General features: G+C 62.8%; 19 protein-coding genes and 2 tRNA genes. 9 read left to right on the top strand and 12 right to left on the bottom strand.

What is annotated here, in order from left to right; all coding sequences use genetic code 11:
• Positions 1 to 58: 58 nt before the first annotated feature.
• Both AC5LXK_RS06860 and AC5LXK_RS06855 read right to left on the bottom strand, forming a co-directional pair.
• Positions 59 to 1,702 carry a DUF2334 domain-containing protein gene (locus AC5LXK_RS06860; RefSeq protein WP_493390892.1) on the bottom strand — a complete coding sequence of 548 codons (1,644 nt, stop codon included), beginning with the start codon at positions 1,700 to 1,702 and terminating at the stop codon, positions 59 to 61.
• Between the two features lie 12 nt (positions 1,703 to 1,714).
• Positions 1,715 to 1,975, bottom strand: a complete 261-nt coding sequence (locus AC5LXK_RS06855; protein WP_493390891.1) for a hypothetical protein — start codon at positions 1,973 to 1,975, stop codon at positions 1,715 to 1,717.
• 882 nt (positions 1,976 to 2,857) lie between these two features.
• Between AC5LXK_RS06855 and AC5LXK_RS06850 the strand changes: the two genes are divergently transcribed.
• Together AC5LXK_RS06850 and AC5LXK_RS06845 are read left to right on the top strand one after the other, a co-directional pair.
• Positions 2,858 to 4,816: a glycosyl transferase family protein gene (locus tag AC5LXK_RS06850; protein ID WP_493390890.1), complete on the top strand. Its 1,959-nt coding sequence runs from the start codon at positions 2,858 to 2,860 to the stop codon at positions 4,814 to 4,816.
• Positions 4,813 to 6,507, top strand: coding sequence for an NfrA family protein (locus tag AC5LXK_RS06845; RefSeq protein WP_493390889.1), 1,695 nt, complete (start codon positions 4,813 to 4,815; stop codon positions 6,505 to 6,507). Before AC5LXK_RS06850 ends, AC5LXK_RS06845 begins: the two co-directional genes overlap by 4 nt.
• A gap of 40 nt (positions 6,508 to 6,547) precedes the next feature.
• Here AC5LXK_RS06845 and AC5LXK_RS06840 read toward each other — a convergent pair whose 3' ends face one another.
• The 4 genes from AC5LXK_RS06840 to AC5LXK_RS06825 form a co-directional block, all read right to left on the bottom strand.
• Positions 6,548 to 7,450 (bottom strand): hypothetical protein, encoded by a 903-nt coding sequence (locus AC5LXK_RS06840; RefSeq protein ID WP_493390888.1) that lies wholly within the window; start codon positions 7,448 to 7,450, stop codon positions 6,548 to 6,550.
• Between the two features lie 664 nt (positions 7,451 to 8,114).
• Positions 8,115 to 8,537 (bottom strand): hypothetical protein, encoded by a 423-nt coding sequence (locus AC5LXK_RS06835; protein WP_493390887.1) that lies wholly within the window; start codon positions 8,535 to 8,537, stop codon positions 8,115 to 8,117.
• A gap of 722 nt (positions 8,538 to 9,259) precedes the next feature.
• A tRNA-Arg gene (locus AC5LXK_RS06830) sits at positions 9,260 to 9,336 on the bottom strand.
• Between the two features lie 182 nt (positions 9,337 to 9,518).
• Positions 9,519 to 10,349 (bottom strand): undecaprenyl-diphosphate phosphatase, encoded by an 831-nt coding sequence (locus AC5LXK_RS06825; RefSeq protein WP_493390886.1) that lies wholly within the window; start codon positions 10,347 to 10,349, stop codon positions 9,519 to 9,521.
• A gap of 479 nt (positions 10,350 to 10,828) precedes the next feature.
• On the opposite strand from AC5LXK_RS06825, the gene AC5LXK_RS06820 reads away from it, so the two are divergent.
• From AC5LXK_RS06820 to AC5LXK_RS06800, 5 genes are all read left to right on the top strand, one after another.
• Complete coding sequence (locus AC5LXK_RS06820) at positions 10,829 to 11,740, top strand: aldose epimerase family protein (protein ID WP_493390885.1); 912 nt, start codon at positions 10,829 to 10,831, stop codon at positions 11,738 to 11,740.
• A 131-nt stretch (positions 11,741 to 11,871) separates the two neighbouring features.
• Entirely contained in the window at positions 11,872 to 12,573 is a 702-nt protein-coding gene (locus AC5LXK_RS06815; protein ID WP_309287271.1) for a peptidoglycan DD-metalloendopeptidase family protein, read from the top strand.
• A 368-nt stretch (positions 12,574 to 12,941) separates the two neighbouring features.
• Positions 12,942 to 14,561: an acyl-CoA synthetase gene (locus AC5LXK_RS06810; protein WP_493390884.1), complete on the top strand. Its 1,620-nt coding sequence runs from the start codon at positions 12,942 to 12,944 to the stop codon at positions 14,559 to 14,561.
• Positions 14,562 to 14,634: 73 nt separating this feature from the next.
• Complete coding sequence (locus tag AC5LXK_RS06805; RefSeq protein ID WP_493390883.1) at positions 14,635 to 14,958, top strand: DUF2288 domain-containing protein; 324 nt, start codon at positions 14,635 to 14,637, stop codon at positions 14,956 to 14,958.
• A 10-nt stretch (positions 14,959 to 14,968) separates the two neighbouring features.
• The gene (locus AC5LXK_RS06800; protein ID WP_493390882.1) at positions 14,969 to 16,348 is read left to right on the top strand and encodes an MATE family efflux transporter; all 1,380 of its coding nucleotides are present in this window, start codon (positions 14,969 to 14,971) and stop codon (positions 16,346 to 16,348) included.
• A gap of 18 nt (positions 16,349 to 16,366) precedes the next feature.
• On the opposite strand, the gene AC5LXK_RS06795 is transcribed toward AC5LXK_RS06800, so the two are convergent.
• The gene (locus AC5LXK_RS06795) at positions 16,367 to 16,543 is read right to left on the bottom strand and encodes a hypothetical protein (protein ID WP_493390881.1); all 177 of its coding nucleotides are present in this window, start codon (positions 16,541 to 16,543) and stop codon (positions 16,367 to 16,369) included.
• A 136-nt stretch (positions 16,544 to 16,679) separates the two neighbouring features.
• On the opposite strand from AC5LXK_RS06795, the gene AC5LXK_RS06790 reads away from it, so the two are divergent.
• The gene (locus AC5LXK_RS06790) at positions 16,680 to 16,850 is read left to right on the top strand and encodes a hypothetical protein (protein ID WP_493390880.1); all 171 of its coding nucleotides are present in this window, start codon (positions 16,680 to 16,682) and stop codon (positions 16,848 to 16,850) included.
• A 187-nt stretch (positions 16,851 to 17,037) separates the two neighbouring features.
• On the opposite strand, the gene AC5LXK_RS06785 is transcribed toward AC5LXK_RS06790, so the two are convergent.
• Positions 17,038 to 17,844, bottom strand: coding sequence for a GNAT family N-acetyltransferase (locus tag AC5LXK_RS06785; RefSeq protein WP_034206968.1), 807 nt, complete (start codon positions 17,842 to 17,844; stop codon positions 17,038 to 17,040).
• A 170-nt stretch (positions 17,845 to 18,014) separates the two neighbouring features.
• Complete coding sequence (gene sixA, locus AC5LXK_RS06780) at positions 18,015 to 18,476, bottom strand: phosphohistidine phosphatase SixA (RefSeq protein WP_493390879.1); 462 nt, start codon at positions 18,474 to 18,476, stop codon at positions 18,015 to 18,017.
• Positions 18,477 to 18,637: 161 nt separating this feature from the next.
• On the opposite strand from sixA, the gene AC5LXK_RS06775 reads away from it, so the two are divergent.
• Positions 18,638 to 18,714, top strand: a tRNA-Pro gene (locus tag AC5LXK_RS06775).
• 320 nt (positions 18,715 to 19,034) lie between these two features.
• Here the strand turns inward: AC5LXK_RS06775 and AC5LXK_RS06770 are convergent.
• The 3 genes from AC5LXK_RS06770 to AC5LXK_RS06760 are packed head-to-tail and all read right to left on the bottom strand — an operon-like array spanning position 19,035 to position 22,307.
• Entirely contained in the window at positions 19,035 to 19,322 is a 288-nt protein-coding gene (locus AC5LXK_RS06770) for a PAAR domain-containing protein (protein WP_493390878.1), read from the bottom strand.
• Positions 19,323 to 19,335: 13 nt separating this feature from the next.
• Entirely contained in the window at positions 19,336 to 20,376 is a 1,041-nt protein-coding gene (locus tag AC5LXK_RS06765) for a T6SS immunity protein Tli4 family protein (protein ID WP_493390877.1), read from the bottom strand.
• The gene (locus AC5LXK_RS06760; RefSeq protein ID WP_493390876.1) at positions 20,370 to 22,307 is read right to left on the bottom strand and encodes an esterase/lipase family protein; all 1,938 of its coding nucleotides are present in this window, start codon (positions 22,305 to 22,307) and stop codon (positions 20,370 to 20,372) included. The genes AC5LXK_RS06765 and AC5LXK_RS06760 overlap by 7 nt, the downstream gene beginning before the upstream one ends.
• Positions 22,308 to 22,331: the final 24 nt, after the last annotated feature.

The raw sequence follows: 22,331 nt of genomic DNA, 5'->3' as shown, positions 1-22,331 counted from the left end.
CGTGCGACCCGCGTTGCCCATGCGGGTCGCACAAGACGGCTTCCGGCTCGCGTCACTGTCACTTGGCCGTCGTGCCGTCTACCCACGTGTAGCCGAGATTCGTGATGCCGGTCACGAGGCTCTGGAAGTCCTGGTAAGCCGGCAATCCGAGTTCCGGTTCAAGCCAGTACGGGTGGAAGAAGAACGACGCGAAGCCGTCCCGCACCGCGAGGCCATATTGCGCATTGGTGACGATCTGCTGCCACGTGTACGTGATGCACGAGAACGGGTCGATATTGCAGATGTCGTACTGGACGCTGCCCAGGTTCTCCGGAACGATCCGCTCCCCGTAGTAATCGGAGTTGATGATGTACGGGAAGAACTGCCCGGCCGAAAAGTCCTGGTTGGCTGCCCCCGTTCCGAGTTGCGGATTCGTCGACGTGTAGTAGACGGCCCGCTGGAACGTCGTCGGGAACGTCAGGGCCGTGGCTGCCGCTGCGTTCGGCGACATCTGGTACTGCGGCGCGGCCCAGCCGACGATCTTGTAGCCGTTGGTCGTAAATTCGAGGAGGCCATCGGCCATTCTGCCTTCCGCCCATTGCACGGAATCCTCGTCGACCGGACGATTCTGCACCGCGAACCAGAACTCGTAGTCGCTGCCGCTGACTGCGTTCTCGAGATTCGGCGTCGAATCGTACTGGTGCGTGTACCCGTGCATCACGATCGAACCGCCGTGCGTGATTGCATAGTTCAGCGCACTCTTGAGGCCCGTCGCTTGCGCGAGGTGAATCGTCTCCGGAACACCGCCGTTGTAATAGCCGTTCGGATCCGTGTACAACGGAATGGTGGCCATCGTGAACGGGATCTTCTTCGAGTACAGGTAATTCGTCAGCGTCTTCATCGAAATCGTCGTCGTATAGGCATCCAGATCTTCGAGGCGGACAAGCGCACGGTGATTCACCGGCGCATTGGTCTTCAGGATGTCGTGCAGGATGTCGCAGATCACCAGGTATCGATCCGTCGGGCCGATGTACGAGAACGGCATGTCCGCGAAGTACCAGAAATTGCCCGAGCGAATGATGTACGGCGTGGTTGCACCGCTCTGGCTGTTCTTGATGGTGACGAGCGTCTGCGCCTTGGTCGTGTCGAGAACCTGCGTCAGGCCGACATCCGGATCCGCGTTGATCGCACCGGTCGACGCGTTGTACGCGTAGTACTTGACCATCGACAGGTTCTTGTACGTGACGGTGTCGTAGAAACCGGGATTCGGATTGCTCGATGAAGGTGTCGCATTCATCCCGGCAAGGCCCAGGAAACTGAACCCGAAGGTCTGGTTGAACGTATAGGCCGTATTCCATGCAAGCTGCCACAGGTTGTACTTGAACCAGACGACGGTCTTCGTGGTGGCCATCACGTCGCTCATGAACGCCGCCGGAATCGGGTTGTTGTAGTAGTCACCGATGTAGAACGTGACGTCGTGGCTCCCGACCATGCCCGACGTGTAGTTCTGTATCGGCACCATGTCGACCGTCGTATTGAAGTGGCCGAGCAGGTTTCTCAGCATGATGCTGTACATCAGGCCCAGCTTCGAATACGGATCGTTGGCCGGGTTGTCGTACAGCACGAGCGTATGGGCGGTCGTGGCCTGCGCATGCGCGGTGCCCGGCAGGGTCATTTGCGCGAGTCCGGCCAGCAGGGCGATGACGATCAAGATCTTTTTCATGGCCGTTTCTCCCTAGTCACGTTCCACGTTGCCGTTGGTTTTCTTCACGGATTTCCTGTCGAACTTGGGACGCCCCGTTTCCTTGTAGGCCTTGTCCCAATCCTCGTCCGACATGCCCGCCTTCACGTTGACCTGGGCCGAGCCGTTCGGCAACGGCGGCGGCTTGATCTTGCCGGAAGACGACTTGTTCGTCTGCTGCGCACTCGCATCCTGGATCGCGCCGGTGACGACGAGCGCTGGCATCAATGCGAGGAGTAGCCCGACGGTGCTCAACCCGTTTCGAAAAGATTGATTGCGATGCGAAGGCATGATGTTCATCCTTTGATATGCAAATTGAGTTCATCTCGTTCACGAAACGAGCATGGCGAAGTGCCATTCAGAATCGGGGCGTCATGTTGTTTTTTTCGCGCCTGATACCGGATAAAAACCTGCAACCGGATAGTTTTCATTTCAAGCTAGATCCGTACCATCCACGGCAGACGGGCACGTGGCCGACGCATCGGATTCGATTCGTCTTGGCAGTCCTGAATTGATTCGATAAACGTTTCAGGCATGCAACGCGGCCCCGGCTGCGAGTTTGGTCCGGCCCATGCATCGGGCTTGTTCGGACGATTCAGGGAAAACTCGCGATACACCTCACCCGACAGTCGGCCATGCCGCCGACCGGCTCGAGTAACGCGCACGTGCAATGCAGATCGACGCGCCGGATGTGCGGGTTCGACACCACCCTTCCCACCTGTGACCACGGAATTCGCGTGACGTGTGTCCGATGACGGCAACCGAAGCTCACGGAACGATCCACCTGCGTCGCTTCATCCGGGCAGTCGACCGCACGTTTCAGCACTGAAACATTTGGCCGGGATTCGATCGACCGATCCCGCGCGGCCCGTCTCGACGCGCCGAAGGTCAAGGGTCACGCGATGATGGCGCACGACTTGCTTGATGATCGATGCACCGGGCGCGTTGCAATTCTGGTGACGTTGCGTGGTCGTATCAATCGCGCCCGAGGCCTGACGGAACCTCTGGGCGCGAAAGAAATACGTGTGGCGCCAGCCACCGAGTGGACGTGACGGGGTCGACGGGGACGGGGAGCGTTCGTCTTGCGTTGGTACGAGGGGGAAGTAACACGGACAAGAGAAAATCGCGGAAAAAATGATGGATAATATGATATGGAGTGCGTATCTATATGCACTCGACATTGTCGCCATTGTCACCGCAATCGTCATCCTGGTGAGCACGCTGGACGACCTTACGCTGGACGCCTGTTATTGGTCGTTTGAAATCGGGCGGATCTTGCGTCGCGAGAAATCGCAGACCATCGACATCGGCATGCTGCGCACACTGGAAGAACGCCATCTGGCGCTCATGGTGCCGGCCTGGAAAGAGTATGACGTAATCGCCAAAATGATCGAGAACACGTTGGCGACCATCGAGTACGAGCGCTACGTCATCTTCGTCGGAACCTATCACAACGATGCAGAAACCACCGCCGAAGTCGAGCGGATGGTTCGCCGGTATCCCGGCCGGGTGACGCGCGCAACGGTCATGAACGACGGGCCGACCTGCAAGGCCGACTGCCTGAACTGGATCATCGAAGCGATCCTGCGCTACGAAGCGGTCCATCGCATTCAGTTCGCAGGTGTCGTCATGCACGACTGCGAAGACGTCATTCACCCGATTGAACTCAAGTACCTCAACCATGCGGTGGCGGACAGCGACCTGGTCCAGCTCCCGGTGCTGTCGTTGCCGCGCAAATGGAACGAGTTCGTGGCGGGCTGCTATCTCGATGATTTCAGCGAAACGCACCAGAAGGACGTGCCGGTGCGGGCCCGCCTGACCGGCGTCGTCCCGGGCGCGGGCGTTGCGTCGTGCTACAGCCGGCGCTCGATCGAGGCGGCGATGAAAGAGCGCGACGGATGTCCGTTCAACACCAGTTCGTTGACCGAGGACTATGACTTCAGCTTCCGGCTGAGAGACCTCGGCATGAAGGAAACCTTCGCGCGCTTTCCGCTTTCGGATATCGCGCACGACGCCGGCAGCGCGCGAACAGGAGGCAGGGTCGCCCATCGAAACCTGCTGGCCACGCGCGAGTATTTTCCCAAGACGTTTCGCACCGCGTACCGGCAACGCGCGCGCTGGATCCTCGGCATCGCCTTCCAGGGCTGGGAGCAACTCGGCTGGAAAGGCAGCCTCCTCACCCGCTACATGTTCTTCCACGATCGCAAGGGCATCGTGACGTCGCTGTTTTCGGTGATTGCCTATGGCGTGCTGCTCAACTTCATTCTGCTCGCCGCCCTTCATCGAGCCGGCTACGTCATCCCCGCCAGCGCGCCGCTCGCCGCGGCCGGCGCATGGGTCGCGCCGCTGCTTTGGGTCAACACCGTCATGCTGCTCGCCCGCGCCGGGCAGCGTTATCACTTCGTCAGCAGACTGAACGGACCGGTCCAGGGGCTGCTCTCGATTCCGAGGATGTTCGTCAACAACCTGATCAATTTCTGCGCGGTGAGCCGCGCGTGGCGCATCTATCTCGGCCACCTGGCGAGCGGCAAGCCGATCGCATGGGACAAGACCAGTCATACCTACCTGTCGAACGAAGAGCTCGGCAAGGCACGCCTCAAGATCGGCGAGATCCTGGTCGGCTGGGGCGTGGTCACGCTGGAGCAACTGCAGGTCAGCCTCGAGAAGCAACTGACCTGCGGCAGGCGGTTGGGCGAACTGCTGATCGAAGGCAGCGCGCTGTCGTCGGAGTCGCTGGCCGACGCGCTCGCCGAGCAGGCTGACCTGCCCCGGGTCAGCCTGGGCAACGTCGCGGTGGGCCACTTTGCGGACTCGCTCGCCTTCGAGCTGCAGTACGCGTACCGGGCCGTCCCGTTTTCGACCGCGGACGACGGGACACTGAATATTGCGGTCGGACGCCCGCTCACGCAGGACGAACAGGATGTCGTGCGGCGCGGAGCGAGGTCGAACGTTGCGTATTTCATTGCGTGCGATGCGGAGATCGCTGCCGAACTCGCCCGGCACTCGCGCTTCGTCGACATCGCCCGGGTACGTGACGGCGATGACGGGGCGCCGCACGCAGCTGCGGCAAGGAAGCCGTCGGGAGAACAGGCATGAAACGCTCGACACGACCGATCGCGACTGCCCTCAAGCGCTGCGTGAGGTTGAGCGCGCTGGCAATCGCCCTGTCACTCGCCTGGCAGGCGCCCGCATTCGCCACCCAGCATCTGACGCCGAAGGCCTATCGACTCGCCGACGGCGCATACAAGGCAATCAGCGCAGGCGACCTGCCCCGCGCTGAATACTATGCATCGCGCGCCATCAAGGTTCAGCCTGGAAGCGAACAGCTCGGGCTGCTGCTCGTGGACGTGTACCGGCGAGAAGGAAAAGTCGACGAAGCGGATGCGATGACCGAATCGCTGCTCGTCCGCTTTCCGAAAAGCGCGGCCGTGCTGGCGCAGCATGGTTATCTGGCACAGCGGCAGATGCGGTACGACGTCGCGTGCCGCGACTTCTCGGAGGCCGTCGCGACCGGAAAATGGAGCGCGGACCAGCAGCGCAACCTGCGTCTCGCGTGGTCGGACAGTGCGCTCGCGGCGAATCGTCCGCATGAAGCCGGCGTTGCGCTGGCGCCGCTGGCCGACGAGAAGTCGACCGTGATCCAGGTACGCATCGCGCAACTCAGCCTGCAGGCCGGCGACCGCGACAGCGCGATCCGCATGGCGGACCTGGCGGCCAGCGACGCGGCGACGGATGCCGAGCGGAACATGGCAGCGTCGATCGCGGCGCAGGCGCGGCAAGTCGATCCCCCGCCCCAGGCGCCCGTCGACGATACCGCGCAACAAAAGCTGCAACAGGCCTACGACCTTCTGCGCGAACACAAGGATCGCGAGGCGCTCGACGCATTCCAGGAAGGTTTCGCCGGCGGCGCCGGCAACGCGATGAACTACGCGGACGCAGGCTATGCCGCCAAGCGGATCGGATTGAACGAGCAGTCCGTCCAGCTGTTCGAACACAGCCTCGACGCCGACGAGAACGAACACACGTTCGATGCGCAGCGCAAGTTCGGCTATCGGCGAGAGGTCGAGCAACTCGAGCGCACCTGGGGCTTCGTGCTGAGCGCGCCGTACCAGTCGGCCGCATTCGGCCCGCAAGGCACCATCAGCGTGCTCCAGCCGGGTATCGAGGTGTACTGGCAACCACCGAAGATCGGCTATCAGAACGGCAGGATCCTCCAGTTCTTCGTGCGCGGATACGGTACGGCCTACGACGGCACGGGCAACGTGACCGGCATGCCGACCGTGCAGGGGTCGGTGGGCGCGCGTTACAAGCCGATACCCGACCAGAACGTCGTGGTGACCGCCGAGCGGCTGTTCCATATCGGCAGCCTGTCGACGACGGACTGGCTGATGCGCCTGGGCTATTCGTCGGAAGCAGGCACCGACCTGCGGGTCACCGAGCCGAGCTGGCGCAGCTGGCAGGCTTATGTCGAAGGCGCGTACTTCATCAAGGCAGGCCGCTACATCATCTATTCCGAACTGCGTTACGGGCACACGTGGCGGTTGCCGACGATCAGCGATCGGCTGACCGTCTACCCGCACGTGGCGGTCGCGGGCGATCACGACAATCGTCAGCCGGACGAGACGGCGATCGGCGCAGGGCCGGGTGTGCAGATCAGGTACTGGTTTCGCGAAGGCAGGTATACCGCGCCGGCAAGCTATCTCGACGTGACGGTGCAGTACCGGTTCCCACTCACGTCAGCGGCCCGCGCACGTGGTCTCGTGGTGCGCGCGACATTGTGGTTCTGAGGGGCTTCGCTGACGCCTGGATTACCCGTGGACGGGGTGATCAGTTGGGCGATTTGAGGGTGATGATCGTTTGACGCAGCAACTGGAAATAGCTGCTCGTCGAGTACGGGAGCATTTGCTCGACGTAATTCCACCAGAAGAAGCCGCCGATGAAGCGCGGATCGGTCATGCTGTTGACCATCGGGTAATAGGTTTTGATCAGGTTCTGCTGCACCGACGCCGGCGCGGACGTTTCCGACGTCCCGATTTCACCGAAGCCGACCTTCGCGTTCGGGAAGATGCTTTCCAGCGCCGCGAAATCGCTGTTCCACGACGGATTGAGCCCCGGGCAATCCTGATACGGGTAGTAGCTGAACAGCGCGTAGTCGGCCTGCTGGCGAACCGTCGACGGCAGGAAGGCGGCCGGCCACGTCTTCCAGTAATCCTGCGGCTTCTCCCAGCAGTTGTTGCCCTTGCTGTCGTCGTTGTAGTACAGCGTGATGGCCGTCTTGCCGCCGTTCGATTTGACGATGGTATTGGCTGCCGCGACCATCTGGCCGATCTGCTGCTCTTCCGAATTGACCACGGCGTTCGTGCCGCTCGGGTCGTTACGCAGCCATTCGCCGTTGATTTCGTTCGCGATCTCCCACACGTCGACGGTGTTCTTCAGCTGAGACACCAGTTCTTGCGTGCGCGCCTTGTACGTCGCGAGATCGGTCGGAAAATAGTACGAATCGTAGACTTCGCCCATCACGTACGCGACGGCGTGCAGGCGCAGCAGCGGCGCATAGTAGTCGGCGGCCGACGTACCCGGATCGAACACGACACGCACGGTCGGCCGGTACGGCAGGTTCTGCAGCGACGCGATGATCGCATCCAGTTTGGTCAGGTCGTCGAGCGTCACGCCGTAGACCGGATTCTTCAGAGGCTCGACCTGGGCCTCGGCCGGCCGGGATAAAGGCATCAGCCCGGCATAAGCAACGCATGCGGCGATGGCTGTACGCGAGATACATTTCGTCAGGTTAATCAAAACGTCTTTCCGTCCAAAAGTAAGAAGAAGCGCGATTTTAGACGAAAATAAATGTGAATTATCTGACGATATGTGAACCGCGCCGCGAGCACCGGAGGCTGGTAGCGCGTACGCACCGCGCCGGCAAACGTGTGCGTCACACTGTCGGCGAGCAGATGCAGGTCGTCGCCATTCTTTCCTCGTGACATGGAAATTTGGCCAACCCGTTCGCATTGCACATCAACTCAGGGGATATCGTCGCGTGGCTGCACAGCGCCTCGACACGCCTACGATCGGCATGGCTGCCGGATGGGAGCGGCGCAACAGAATCGCCGGATGTTCGTTCGGATATCCAACGATGCGCGTTGCAATGGACGCCGGCTCCCGCGCCGATCGAGTCGCGTGACTTGCGGCTGCAGGAAGCAGCACCGAAGAACCCGCTATCGACGGGAAACCCTGGAAAGGCTCGATGACGTGGAGCCGCCCTGCTCGACCGCCAGGTCTGGGACCGAAGCGGCGCGGCAGCAGCGGCCAGGGGTACGCTGCCAGGCCCAAGAACGGACCGGAGCTTAAAAGCTGACGGCCCTCACCTGAATTTTGGCCCGGAGTGGGCGACCGGCTATGAGCGCGGTGTCACGATGCAGCCAACACCGGTCGTTTGTTCGGATGGCACCGAAACACAGGTGAATGCTCCGCCGCGATTGAATGCTGAAACCGGCTGCCCGATGGACGCGTCGGTATCGCCCCTCGTCAGGCTTAGAGACGCGAGGAAGTCCGTTTTCGCTTTTTCATCCAGGCCCGGGTTCAGCATGTTATTGACGATGCCCACGGCACCGATAAAGGTCATGAGATTGACGGGATCGGATCGGTCGCCCACCACACCAATTCTTGTAATCCTGTCAGCACTGTCGACAAAGAGATGAATTCCAAGATCGCTCTCGAAATGCCCATTCGCCAAATCGAGCTTCTTCAGTTCGGCCACCCCTCGCTGAAAATGCTTGTCATTGAACGTTACTTGAATTCCATCCTTCGTCTTGCTCATCCGCCTGATCGTGTCACTCCCATTGCTCGTTGCCAGCTCGTCGTACTGCTTTCGGAATGTGTCCGGTTTCAGGTCAGCCCAAACGTCCACTGACTGCGGCTGCGCGCCAACTTCCGAAACGGTTGCCGCATTAGGGCCGGACGCTCGCGATTCCGCAGTCGTTTGATCGGATTCACTGCACGCAGCAAGAGCAACTACAGCCGAACATGCCAAAATCAACGCTTTCAAGATTCCCCCGTCGTGTGGTTTAGAATTATCTGCTCACAGTTTGACTCAATTGCTCAACATATTGCAACGCCCAATTCAAGCTCAAGCTGCTCCCAGGCAAGGCAGCAGAAGATATCGCATTTGCATACCGAAAAATTCGGGCATTCCACACGGAATTGGTCATTGCGCTTGCCGATTGTGAACAGATGAACGGCGACGAGATTAAGCGACGGCTTGCGGAATGCCTTGAGGCGATAAATAGAGGAAACCAGCGTATTCAAGAACCGGCAGCAAATCTGAAGACGCTCACCGATCGGCGGCACTTGAATGCCAGAACGAATCGACTGCGCGCAATGTTCTCGTCAATAGGCTGACTTTGGTCTGCGGTATGCAACGTCACGATCAAGCCGGATTGCGAGCACACGCTGAGCACTGTGAGTGCCGCGTCGCATGCTGATCATGCGCGCAACCAAGCCATGCGCTCGATCGCCACTCGTCGATCTTTCATGGAAGTCTGGCCCGCCCTACTGGATTCGAACCAGTGACCTACGGCTTAGAAGGCCGTTGCTCTATCCAACTGAGCTAAGGGCGGTCGTGGAGAAAAGACACGGCCTGCCACGGACCGCATTTGGCGTCGGACTTTCGAGTCACGGGCAGCAGCAACTGCCCACCGCCAAACTCGAAGCCCTGAAACAAAACGGGCCCGGTACGAAACCGAGCCCGAAATTATACCCGATCATCGCGCCAGATCACGCGACGCGAGCCATCACCGCGTCAAACCGGCTGCGGATGCAGCATGAACCAGCCGAGGCAGAACACGCCGGCGATCACGCAGTACAGGCCAAACGAAGCGAGCCGGCCGCGCCCTTCGAAATAGCGCATCAGGAACCGCACGCTCAGGTACGCGGCGATCGCCGTCAGCACGCCGCCGAGCAGCGCATCGGCGAGCTGGCCACCCGCATGGAACAGCTTCGGCAGTTCGAGTACGCCCGCCGCGAAGATGATCGGCGTGCCGAGCAGGAACGAGAATTCCGCCGCCTTCTCCGCCGTCAGCCCTGCCGCGTTGCCGGCGATCATCGTCAGCCCGCTGCGCGAGAAACCCGGAATCAGCGCACCGATCTGCGCGAGACCCACGAAAAACGCCTGCTTGAACGTCATCTTCTCGGGCGCCTGGTGTGCGCGGCTGCGCTGGATGCGATCGCCGAGCCACAGCAGCACGCCGTTCACGATCAGCGCGATCGCAACGATCCGCAGGTCGTGAAACACGCGTTCGATGCGCTTCTCGAGCAGCAGCCCGACGAGGCCGGTCGGGATCGTGCCGATGATGAGCGCCCACATCAGGTGCCCGTCGTCGTTCTTGCGGCCGCCGAGCTGCGCGAAGAAACCGCGGATCAGCGCGATCCAGCGTGCGCGGAAGTACCACAGCAGCGCCAGCGCGGTGCCGAGGTGAAGTGCGACCAGGAACGGCAGCAATTGCGGCGCGTGCTTGTCGATGTGCATGCCGAACAACGCCGGCACGAGCAGCGTATGGCCAAGACTGCTGACGGGGAAGAGTTCGGTGACGCCCTGCAGGACGCTCAGGAATACCAGAAACCAGAGACTCACGCGTCGGTCCTTTTAGTCGAGATTGAGCGGAAAGAAAGACGGACGACGCGATGCGCGTCCGAAAAAACGCGCCCCGATTATGCCGAGCCAGCATTACTGCGCCAAGGCATTTGGCAGGTTATTGCGGCAATGCACACAAACGCTTGCAATTTGTAAGCACACAGAAAGCAAAAGGCCCGCCATTTGCATGGCGGGCCTGTCGACTTCGGCAGGAATTGCCGTCAGCGGCCGAGCTGATAGAAAAATAATACCGTGCTTCCGGTAAACATCCCGAACAGAGCGATACCCATTGCCATTGCCAGATCCATGGCCCCTCCACGAAGTGTCATGACCCGGCAACTTCACCGGTTCAGAGGCATTATCCGGACGGTTGGCAATCTGTAAAACTCGCGATTTCCCCGAGAAGGGTTTTCCCCGACCGGCTGCGGCCCGATAATGGAACGCGCTGTGCTCCGTCCACCTGCCCAACCCGATTCGCCATGCCGATCTTCCAGCAACACGACATTCACGAACTTCACGCCGGCCCGTCGCTCGTTCGGGTCGCCCCGCAATTCGGCGGCCGCCTGCTGTCCTGGCACGTCGACGGCGAACCGGTGATCTTCTGGCCGGAAGCGGCCGACTGGAGCAACCTCGCACGCGTGCGCGGCGGCAATCCGCTGCTGTTCCCGTTCCTCGGCCGCCACCGCGTCGACGGCGAACTCGGCCGCTGGCGCGACGCGGCCGGCGTGGTCCGCGACCTGCCGATGCACGGCTTCGCGCGCGACCTGCCGTTCGACGCGCACCCTTCGGCCGACGGCGCCGCGCTGTCGATGACGCTCGACGCGAACGACGCACTGCGCGCGAGCTACCCGTTCGACTTCCGGTTCGAAACGACCTACCGGCTGGCCGACGCGCACACGCTCGACGTCGCGCTGACGACGACCAATCGCGGCGACACCCCGCTGCCCTACTACGCCGGCCACCATTTCTATTTCGCGCTGCCGCACGGCGAACGGGCCGAAACCACGCTCGAGCTGCCGCCGACCCGCAGCTGCCAGCAGCGCGCCGACGGTTCGATCAGCCCGCTCGAACCGGGCGAAGCGCGCTACCGCCTCGACGATCCGGCCATCCTCGACCGCTTCCATTGCCTCGACGGTGAACCGTCGGCGCCCGTGCGTATCGTGATGCCGGGCCGCCGCCGCACGATCGAGATCGCACTGGACGTGCCGGGCTCGATCCCGTGGTATGCGGTCACGACCTGGACGGAAAAGCCGGATTCCGACTTCTATTGCGTGGAGCCGTGGCTCGGCCTGCCCGATGCGATCCACAACGGCCTCGGGCTGCGCATGCTCGCGCCGGGCGCGACCGAAACGGCCACGCTGCGGATTCGCGTGACCCCGCTCGCGGGCTGATTCGGCGTGCACCGATCGGGGGCGCGACGGCCCTGTCGCGACCGAAACTGCGGTGCACGGGTCGAACCCGTTAAAATCGGACGTTTTGTGTTGCCTGCCGCGTCACGCGCGGCGGGGTTTTGCGAGGTTCAATGTTCGGAACAACAACGAAGCGACTCTTCGCAGCCGCCTGCGCCGCCCTGCTCGTCGCGTGCGGCTCCGCGCCCGTCGGCCCCGGGTTCTATCGCGTCGAGCGTGGCGACACGCTCTACAAGATCGCGCGCGACAACCGCACGTCGGTACAGAACGTCGTGCGCTGGAACCAGATGACGAACCCCGATGCGATCGAAGTCGGCCAGGTGCTGCGCGTCGCGCCGCCGCCCGGCACGACCACCGCGTCGACGCCGTCGACCACCGGCACCGGCAGCGCCGGTCGCGCACGCCCGGCCCCTTCCGCGCCGGTCGAATCGGCCGTCAAGCCGGCCACGAGCATTGCGCTGATCTGGCCGGCGGCCGGCAATGTGGTCCGCACGTTCGACGGCTCGAAATCGAAGGGCATCGACATCGCGAACTCGCCGGGCACGCCGGTGGTCGCGGCCGCGCCGGGGGTGGTGGTCTATGCGGGTAACGGGCTGCGCGGCTACGGCAACCTGATCATCCTGAAACACAACGCCGATTACCTGACCGCCTACGCGCACAACCGCGCGCTGCTCGTGAAGGAAGGCCAGTCGGTCACGCAGGGGCAATCGATCGCGGAGATGGGCAACAGCGACAGCGATCGCGTCGCGCTGCATTTCGAATTGCGCTACGGCGGCCGCTCGATCGATCCGTCACGCTACCTGCCGGCGCGCTGAGCAGCCGACAGTCGACACGCGATGCCGGCGCGCATCGCGTGCCGTCGCGGCGAAAAACGGGAAAGGTAGAGTCAGCGCTTGCGCAGACGTCCGGTGAACCGGCCGGACAACGGATCGACGTGACGAGCAAACGCCACCAGCACACCGATACCGATCAGGCTGAACCCCGCAGCTATCAGAAGCAAATCCATGGTCACATCACTGTTTTGTTGTGATCTTATGCGTCATTGTGGAATCGTGCACTGAGCCTTGGCTATTGGACGAGTCCGAACATTCCCTATCAGCAGACGCCATTGTGGATTCGTCTGCGTGAAACGCTGATGTAAGCCGCGCGACCGACGCGACGTTCGACACCAGGAGACAACGCGATGCTGCCCGACGCCGACCGCTACGACGACCTGCTCTCCCGCTTCCGGTGGGACATTCCGGCGCGCTACAACATCGGCGTGGACGTCTGCGACAAATGGGCCGACGGCAGCGGACGCCTCGCGCTGATCCACGAAACGGCGCAAGGCGACGTTTTTCGCATCACGTTCGACGATCTGAAGAATGCTTCTAACCGACTCGCGAACAGCTTTGCGCGTGCCGGCCTGCGACGCGGCGACCGGATCGGCATCTTTCTCGCGCAAGGCCCCGAAACGGCCATCGCGCACCTCGCCGCCTACAAGCTCGGCGCGATCGCGGTGCCGCTCTTCACGCTGTTCGGCGTCGATGCGCTCGAGTACCGGCTCGCGAACAGCGAGGCCGCCGCGCTCGTGACCGACGCGGCCGGCTACGCGAAGATCGCGCCGCTGCGCGCGCAACTGCCAGCCCTGCATACCGTCTACTGCATCGGCGACGATGCACCCGACGCGCCGGGCGTACTGCGATACGACGCGGCGCTCGCCGCCGAAGCGCCGGATTTCGTGCCGGTCGATACGGCTGCCGACGATCCGGCGGTGATCATCTACACGTCCGGCACGACGGGCAAACCGAAGGGCGCACTGCACGCCCATCGCGTGCTGCTCGGCCACCTGCCGGGCGTCGAGATGTCGCAGCAGTGCTTCCCGCGCGACGCACGCCTGTTCTGGACGCCTGCCGACTGGGCATGGATCGGCGGCCTGCTCGACGTGCTGCTGCCGTCATGGCATCACGGCGTGCCCGTGCTCGCCCGCCGCTTCGAGAAATTCGACGGCGACGCGGCGTTCGCGCTGATGGCGCGGCACGGCGTGACCCACGCCTTCCTGCCACCCACCGCGCTGAAGCTGATGCGCGCCGTCGCGGCACCACGCGAGCGCTACGCGCTGTCGCTGAAATCGGTCGCGAGCGGCGGCGAATCGCTCGGCACCGAGCTGACCGCCTGGGGCCGCGACGCGCTCGGCGTGACGATCAACGAGTTCTACGGGCAAACCGAATGCAACATGGTGCTGTCCTCGTGCGCGGCATTGTTCGATGCGCAGCCCGGCGCGATCGGCAAGGCGGTGCCCGGCCACGCGGTCGCGATCGTCGATGCGGACGGCACGCCGCTGCCGCCCGGCGTCGAAGGCCGCATCGCGGTGCGCCGCCCGGACCCGGTGATGTTCCTCGAATACTGGCGCAATGCCGACGCGACGCGCGACAAGTTCGCGGGCGACTACCTGCTCACCGGCGATACGGGCACGATCGACGCCGACGGCTTCGTGCGCTTCGTCGGCCGCGACGACGACGTGATCACGAGCGCCGGTTACCGGATCGGCCCGGGCCCGATCGAAGACTGTCTGCTCACGCATCCGGCCGTACGGATGGCCGCCGTCGTCGGCGTGCCCGACGCGACGCGCACCGAGATCGTCAAGGCGTTCGTCGTGCTGAATCCCGGCCACGTCGGCGACGATGCGCTCGTCAGCGCGCTGCAGGCACATGTGCGCACGCGGCTCGCCGCGCACGAGTATCCGCGCGCGATCGCGTTCGTCGACAGCCTGCCGATGACCGCGACCGGCAAGATCGTGCGCCGCGCGCTGCGCGACGCGTGAGCGGCCTGCCGCACGCTCGGCCTGCCCGGCCGGATGGTTTATAGTGGCGCCACGCAGTCTTTCCAAGAATCCGATGTCCTCCGAACACCACTCCTCCGCGGGCGCGTCGCACAGCCCGCTCTACGCCAAACTCCTCGGCGAGACCGCCAAGATCGACTGGTGCGATCTCGAACGCTTCTTCGCGCAGGGCAAACTGCTGTCCGTCGCGCGCGACCTCGATCTCGTCAGCGTCGCGGAAGCGGTCGCCAGCGACGATGCCGAACAGGTCACGCGCTGGCTGTCGGCCGGCCTCGTTGCCCGCATGCCGGCCGAAACTGCCACCGACTACGCGGCGCGCAACCCGGAGCTGTGGGCGGTCGTCGTCTCGCCGTGGGTCTGCGTGCAGGAACGCGCCTGACGCGTCCGCCATGTCCGAATCCGCGTTACCGCACGGGGCCGGCACCGGCTCGGCCACCGTCACGCACCGGCGCGTCCTCGCGCTCGCGTTCCCGATCGTTCTCGCGAACCTGACCCAGCCGATCCTCGGCGCGGTCGACACGACCGTCGCGGGCCACCTCGACGGCGCGCAGTATCTCGGCGGCGTCGCGCTCGGCGGGCTGTTCTTCAATTTCGTGTTCTGGGGGTTCGGTTTCCTGCGGATGGGGACGACCGGCCTCGTCGCACAGGCGCACGGCGCCGGCGATGCCGCCGGGATCCGGCTGAACCTGCTGCGCGCGCTGATCGTCGCGTTCGCGCTCGGCGCCGCGGTGCTTGCACTGCAGGTGCCGCTGCTGTCGTTCGCGCTGTCCGCGCTCGGCGGCAGCGAGGCCGTCCGCGCGACGGCGCTCGCGTACAGTCACGCACGAATCTGGAGCGCGCCGTTCGCGCTCGCGAACTACGTCGTGCTCGGCTACCTGCTCGGCATGCAACGCGTGAGGCTCGCACTCGTCGCGCAGGTGTTCATCAATGCGGTGAACATCGGCGCCGTGCTGCTCTACGTGTACGGCTTCGGCTGGGGCATCGCCGGCATCGGCGCCGCGACCGCCACCGCGGACGCGTGCGGCTTCGCTCTCGGCGCGTGGATACTGTGGCGGCTGCGCCCGCGCGGCCTGGCGCCGCTCGCGGTGCGCGCGCTCGCCGACCGCGTCGCGCTCAAGCGGCTGATCGCGCTCAATCGCGACATCTTCCTGCGCACGCTGTGCCTGCTCGGCGCCTTTGGCTGGTTCGCGCACCTCGGTGCAAAGCAAGGCGACGCGACGCTTGCCGCGAACGCGCTGCTGCTGAATTTCCAGACCTTCATGGCATATGGCCTCGACGGGTTCGCTCACGCAGCCGAGGCGCTCGTCGGCGCGGCGGCCGGTGCGCGCGACCGCCGCGCATTCCGGCAGGCCGTGCGCGTCACGCTGTTCTGGTCGGCACTCGGCGCGCTGCTGTTCGCGCTCGTCTACTGGGCCGCGGGCGGCTGGATCATCGCGCGCCTGACCGACCAGGCGGAGATCCGTACCGTCGCACTGCGCTACCTGCCGTGGGCCGCGCTCTCGCCGATCGTGTCGGTCTGGGGCTTCCTGCTCGATGGCGTCTTCATCGGCGCGACGCAAACGCAATCACTGATGCGTGCGATGGTCGCGTCGTTCTCGATCTTCATCGTGGCCACGCTCGCCGCCGTCGGCACGTTCGGCAATCACGGCCTCTGGTTCGCGCTGCTGCTGTTCATGGCCGCGCGCGGCGCGACGCTTGCGCGCTACCTGCCGGGGCTGTTGCGGCACATCGGCGCCGACGCGCAGGCCGCATCCACGGCGCGCGCCTGACAGCAGGCCTGACGCGCGTTACTGCACCGGCTTCGGCGGCGGCGCGTCGAGCATCGACGGCGGCGTCATGTCGGTCGGTACGCCGTGATAGTCGGCCGGATCTTCCGGCGGGTGGCCACGGCGCGCCTGATGGGGATCACTGGTGCAGGCGGCCAGGAGGGATGCGGCCAGCACGGCCAGCATGAAACGGGTCATCGGGAATGGCTCCGGAAAATGGCGCACGCTATCGCGCGCCGGACCGCGCCGAGTCTAGCGGAAATCCGGTTTCAGGGTCGCGCCGCGCATGTCCTACTATGTACGCATGGCGCTGTGCCGTGGAAAGGAGGCAGCCATGTCGTCTGAGGAAATTGCAGGCCTGATCGGCCTGTTCATCGGTCTGATGGTGCTGGTCGCGCTGTCGTTCTTCGAGTCGCGCGAATACAAGCGCAGCCATGAAGGCGAAGGGATGATCCACCACTGGATGGCGGAACATCACCTGCTCGACTGGCGACGCAAGCACTGAGCGGGCCGTCCTGCAGTCCGGCCCGCATCAAACCCGGGCCGTTTCAACGTGCCATCGCGTGGCACGGCAGGAACCGCGTACCTTCGAAATTAACAGGGCCGAATGCAAGAACGCCGCCGCGTGGCAGTAGCCGCGCGACGGCGTTCGCTTGCGCGCGCCACCCCGGGCGCGACGCGATCCGGACGGCTCAGCCCAGGAAGTGGCGGGCGTAGCGTGCGTTGATGTCCGACAGACGGAACAGCGTCAGGAAATCCGCGCAATTGAAGTCGGGATCCCAGGCCGGTGCACCGCAAATCTTCGCGCCGAGACGCAGATAACCCTTGATCAGCGGCGGCGGTGCGACGACGGTGCCCGTCTGCAGTTCGTCGACCGGCAGTGCCGTGTGCGGGAACGCGCGGTACTCGGGCGCCGTCAGCGAGCCCGCCGACAGCGACTGGTACAGGTTCGCCGCGTAGTGGCCGCCGTCGGCCATCGACACGCTCGCGCAGCCGAGCATCGTCTCGTAGCCGTTCTGCATCATGTACGCACCGAGGCCGCCCCACAGCGCCATGATGACGGCGCCGCTGCGGTAGTCGCTGTGCACGCACGACCGGCCGACCTCGACCATCTTGCCGCGCAGGTGCGTGAGGCGCGACAGGTCGAATTCGCCTTCCGCGTACAGGCGACCGACACGCGCCGCCTGGTGCGGCGGCAACACACGGTAGGTGCCGACGACCTTCAGCGTATCGAGATCGCGAACCAGCAGGTGGTCGCAGTACGCATCGAACGGATCGACGTCGAGACCGGAGGGGCCGCTGACCTGCGCGCCCATCTCTTCGGCGAACACGCTATAGCGCAGGCGCTGGGCTTCCCGCAATTCGTCTTCGGTACGCGCCCATGCGGCACGCAGGCGATACTCCGACGTGACGGTTTCACTGGCGCGCGGCAGGTGGCGCCGCGACGTGTCGAGGGGCAGCGAGGCAAAAGGGAGCGTAGGCGTCGGCAGTTCTCGCATTAGGCTTTCCTGATCGTAAGGAATAGGACGACATGCCCGCCAATGTAGTAATCGGCCGTGACCGTTATGTGGCACGACCATGTCCTTTCAATGACGTGTCGCCGAATTGACTTTAGCAGAAAGCTTGCGAAACCGTATGATGAATGCCTTCAATCCCATTCCAGCGGGCTTTACACCAGTTCGGGCGTCAAAACCGCTCGCAACACGGCCTGCCGGCTGCCGTCACGCGAGCGGCTCGCGAGCCACACGATGCCGCCCTTCTTGACGCTCCAGCTGTCGTCGCCGCCGGCGATCAGTTGCGCCGCGACGCTGCCGAGCGTCGGCTGGTGCCCGACGATCACGACCGTCGGCGCGATGCCCTCCGGCCAGCCGGCCGCCGTCAGCACGTCGTCGACGCTGCCGCCCGGCGCGAGCGCATCGACGGTCCGGTACTGGTCGGTCAGCGCCTCGACGGTCTGGACGGTGCGAGCCGCCGGGCTCGCGAGGATCACCGAATTCGTTTCGAGCCGGCTGCGCAGCCATTTGGCCATCGCCTGCGCGTCCTTGCGGCCGCGCACGGTCAGCTGGCGCGCGAGATCGCTCGTCGCATAGTCTTCAGCTTCGGCATGGCGCCACAGGATCAGGTTCATCATGATGTTCTCCTTGCTTCGGCGAGCAGCCGCGCGCACATGCGTCCGGGCCTGCCGATCATCCCGTGGATTGTCGCAAATCGCGGCCGCTTCACCGCCGCGGCATTTACCCGCACATCGTGATTGACCGAACCGGGCATGCACCGATATAATCTTTGGCTCGTCGGAGCGTAGCGCAGCCTGGTAGCGCATCTGATTTGGGATCAGAGGGTCGTAGGTTCGAATCCTATCGCTCCGACCAAAGGAATCAAGGGGTTACGGTTAATACCGTAGCCCCTTTTTCTTTGGCGCGCTGTCGGGCCATTGCTACCATTTTGCGGCCCTCCAGGGCGATTCCATAAGGAACCGCGCCCGGTGGCGCCCGTCTTGCCCCCGTCCAGCACCGTCGTTTCATCCCTCGCGCCGACTGGCGCGACGCCGGACAACATCCCGCCCCCCTCCGCTATCCGTCCATCTGGATCAGAGAACTGCACACCCGAAGTGCCAGGATATTGAAGGCCACAACGATCATGACGGATGGGACGATCGCGCAGGCGTCTCGTTTCCCTTTCCTCACTTCGTTCAAACCTCGATATACGATACCGACTGAGAGGCCACCAGCTTCGGCGGCGTTGGACATGCGCACCGACAGAGGTCGTCACTCAATGCCGCCTGTCGACCGTCCGGTCCGGTGCTCGAATGCCGTGGGCCGTCGCACTCAATCGCACCGAGGGTCTTGCACACCGGGCACCACACCGGATCGTGTTCATACGCTTGTTCGCGGTCGTGCAGAATGTCTTGTCCGTCACCACCCTGCACGATGCCTCCAACGGTCGTCGCGTCACCTTTCACGATGTCGTAGCGTCGCATGTCGCCTCCCCGCTCAGACTGCGCCCGGCCGCAGTCGCAGGCTGTTCAACAGCGTGTCCCACGTTTGCAGGGCGCCAGCCTCGTCCACCGGCGAGCTTGCCTGATCGGGTGACAGGTCGGGGCTGGGTGCGCCCAACAGCAATTGAATCGCCGTATGCGGCTTCGCCAACGTGCTCGGATCGCCCGGCGCGAGGAGATAGAAACGGTACGACGTGATCTCGCCTTCCTTCAACGCGAACAGCACTTCCTCGGCATCCATCCCGGCCACCGTACGTTTGCCCTGCCGCAGAATGCGGTAGCTCCCGCTCGACATCTGATCCATCTTCGCGCGCAGATCAGGCAACGTCTTGGTCAGTGGCAATTTCTGATCGGCGCTTACCGATTCGCGCATCTGGATAACGAGCAACGCTGGCCGTCCCGGCATCAACGCGAACGACTGGCTGACCTCCTCGGAGAAGGTCGACGAGCCCGTGGCTATGCCGCCATCGAAGCAGAACCCCGATTCGGTCGGCACCGACCAATTGTCGCGCGCCTTGATGCGCCGATAGAGGTCCGTGTAAACAGGTTCAAACTTGTCCAAACCGGTTGAACCAAATGACCCGGTTGTATGGAATAACGTGTTGTTTTCGTAGATATAACCCTCCGTATCGAAAGGTAACTTTACACCCTCCGTATACGCATCCACGTAAGCAAATACCTTTGCATTTGCTCTTGGAGAAATCTCTCTCTCCAGCCATACATGATTCAATTTGCTATTATTATTTCCGGGATCAATTCTTTTTTCTGTTTTTAATTTTTTCTCCAAACCTCCGACTTTTGCCTGATATGCAGCAATAGCAATATTGTGCTGTGTCTCCAGTTTATCCCCCCAAAACCCATATCGCTGATTCGTGAGTTCGCTCGTCGTAGGTCGATTGAACACGAAGCGCCCGACACACCACGGGCGCGGCTTGGACAGCAGAGGATTCGTCATCGTCGGTTCCACTGAAAAGGTGATCGAACAGGCGCAGATGCCCGCTACAAAAAACAGCAATCGTCCAATACGTGTCAGCATTGCGGCTCCTTCGCATCTTGTGCGATTTGCACGATACTGTAGAGCAACGCCCAGCGAGTCCATGGATGGTTGTAGCTTTCCTGATGCACGTAGCCCCCTTGATCAAATACCACTTGTACACCGTGGGCCGCCCCACCATTCACGCCGTACGCCGGAGCTTCGGCCGACCAGACCGGTACGGTCCCATCACCTGGGATGATGCCGTTCTTCTTGGGATCGGGGGCTTTGCTGCCAGGCGGCAGCTTAGGCTGTTTCTGAACCTCGAATTCGATGGTGACGTTGCGCGAATCCAAGTGCACGCGTAGCGTACCGCTGTGTGTATCGTGCAAAAACCGCGCTGCGCCCAGTTCTTCCGCCGTTACCCCTGCGGGCACGTTCCCCTTCCAGATCACCGTGCCCCAGGCTAACAGTTCGGTCAGCTTCTTGCCTTTCTCGATTGTGGATTTGCCGTGGTTGTCGCCCGATTCAGTTGCGCCCTTGGGTTTCAACTCCCCATCCCCGTAAGCCACATATGTATTATCGTGGTAGGCATACTTTATATTGGTTTGATTCTCAACCACCTTTTTCATTACCTTGCTGAAGTTTTCAGATACGGTGGACTTTATCGGATTACCGTCGAGTCGCGCCTGGATGATCCCTGCCGGGTCGAGCAACGATACCGACTGCTCCGGCACCAAGCCGTACCATTTTGAATTGGCATAGATCTGCGTGTATGCGCTCCCATTTTTCGGAAACTCCATGACTGGAGTGCCATCAAGCCGTGCAAAGATCCACCATGCTTCGCCGTTGTGGTAATCCGGCATCGGCAACAACTCGAGCGCCCCCGGTGCATTCGCGGCCACCGCCACGAATTCGTTCGCATTACTCCCGAGCAGGGCGCCATTTATGAAACCATCTATCGAGCCCTCGCTTCCGCCACCGGTACGGAAGCGCTTCGCCGCAATCGGTGCCCCGGTCGCTGGCAGCACGTTGTGGAATACTCCGTGCAACATGCTCCCTGCCCCGTGCATGGCAATCGCCATCCGAGCCACCAGCCCGCCCATCGAGTGCGTCAGGATAATCGCCTTGCCGCTATGATTCTCCTCGATGATCTCCTTGATGCCCATCAAGCGCGTGATCTTGCCGGTCTTCTTGTCCTTGAAATCGGAGCCATCAATCACCTGTTGCGCCGATTTTTCATTCGATTGCAACCAGTTGTAGCCGATGGCATACACCCGGTACTGGTACTTCATGAAGTGCTTGAACACCTCGGAATCTTTCGTGATTGCCTGCCCACGGCCTTGCGCACCGGCGTCGATCGCCCCATAGTCGGTCGGCTCGGTATCTAACAATGGTTTAAGCGCCCACTTCTCGCCGTCCGGGTCGCCGTGAATCCAGGGCCCTTGATGTCTACCCAGATGCATGGGCTCGTTCAGTTGCTCCTGCAGCCACGCCAACATCGGCTGATAACTCGACCGGTACACAGAACCCCAACCCCGCCGAACGGCTTCCTTTTCGTCCACATACTGGCCTGGTTCGTCATCCTTCTCGTGCTTGCCGGCGCTGACCGGCCCGAACGGGGTGACGGCTGCCTGAGTCGGGTCGAACTGCGTTTCCCGGGTAGACGCCCCCTTAAACCACATGCCGATCAATGCTGGCAACGCGCCCGCCTTCCCAAATAGGCCATCCGTCTCCGGTGCAAAGAACATCTCGTCGCCGGTTTCGGTGTTGACAAGCGGCGAACCCATCACGCCTGGCAGGAAGATCACCGGAATGATCGGCCGCACGTCGCACAGCAGTTCTTTGGAGCGCGTGTCACTCGCCGGCGTCAACGTAAAATGCCCGACCGACGCCCCGTCCTTGTCCGGGCGACCAGCCTGCTGGACGACTTCGTTCTCGGCATCGTCACTGAACGGCGAACCGCCGCCCGATTGATCTGTGTTTTCGCTCATCATCGTTCTTCAGATTCGACCATC

It is taken from the genome of Burkholderia pulmonis (genome assembly GCF_984667975.1).
The sequence above is the reverse complement of the archived record's forward strand: the minus strand, read 5'-3'. Positions and strand labels throughout refer to the sequence as shown.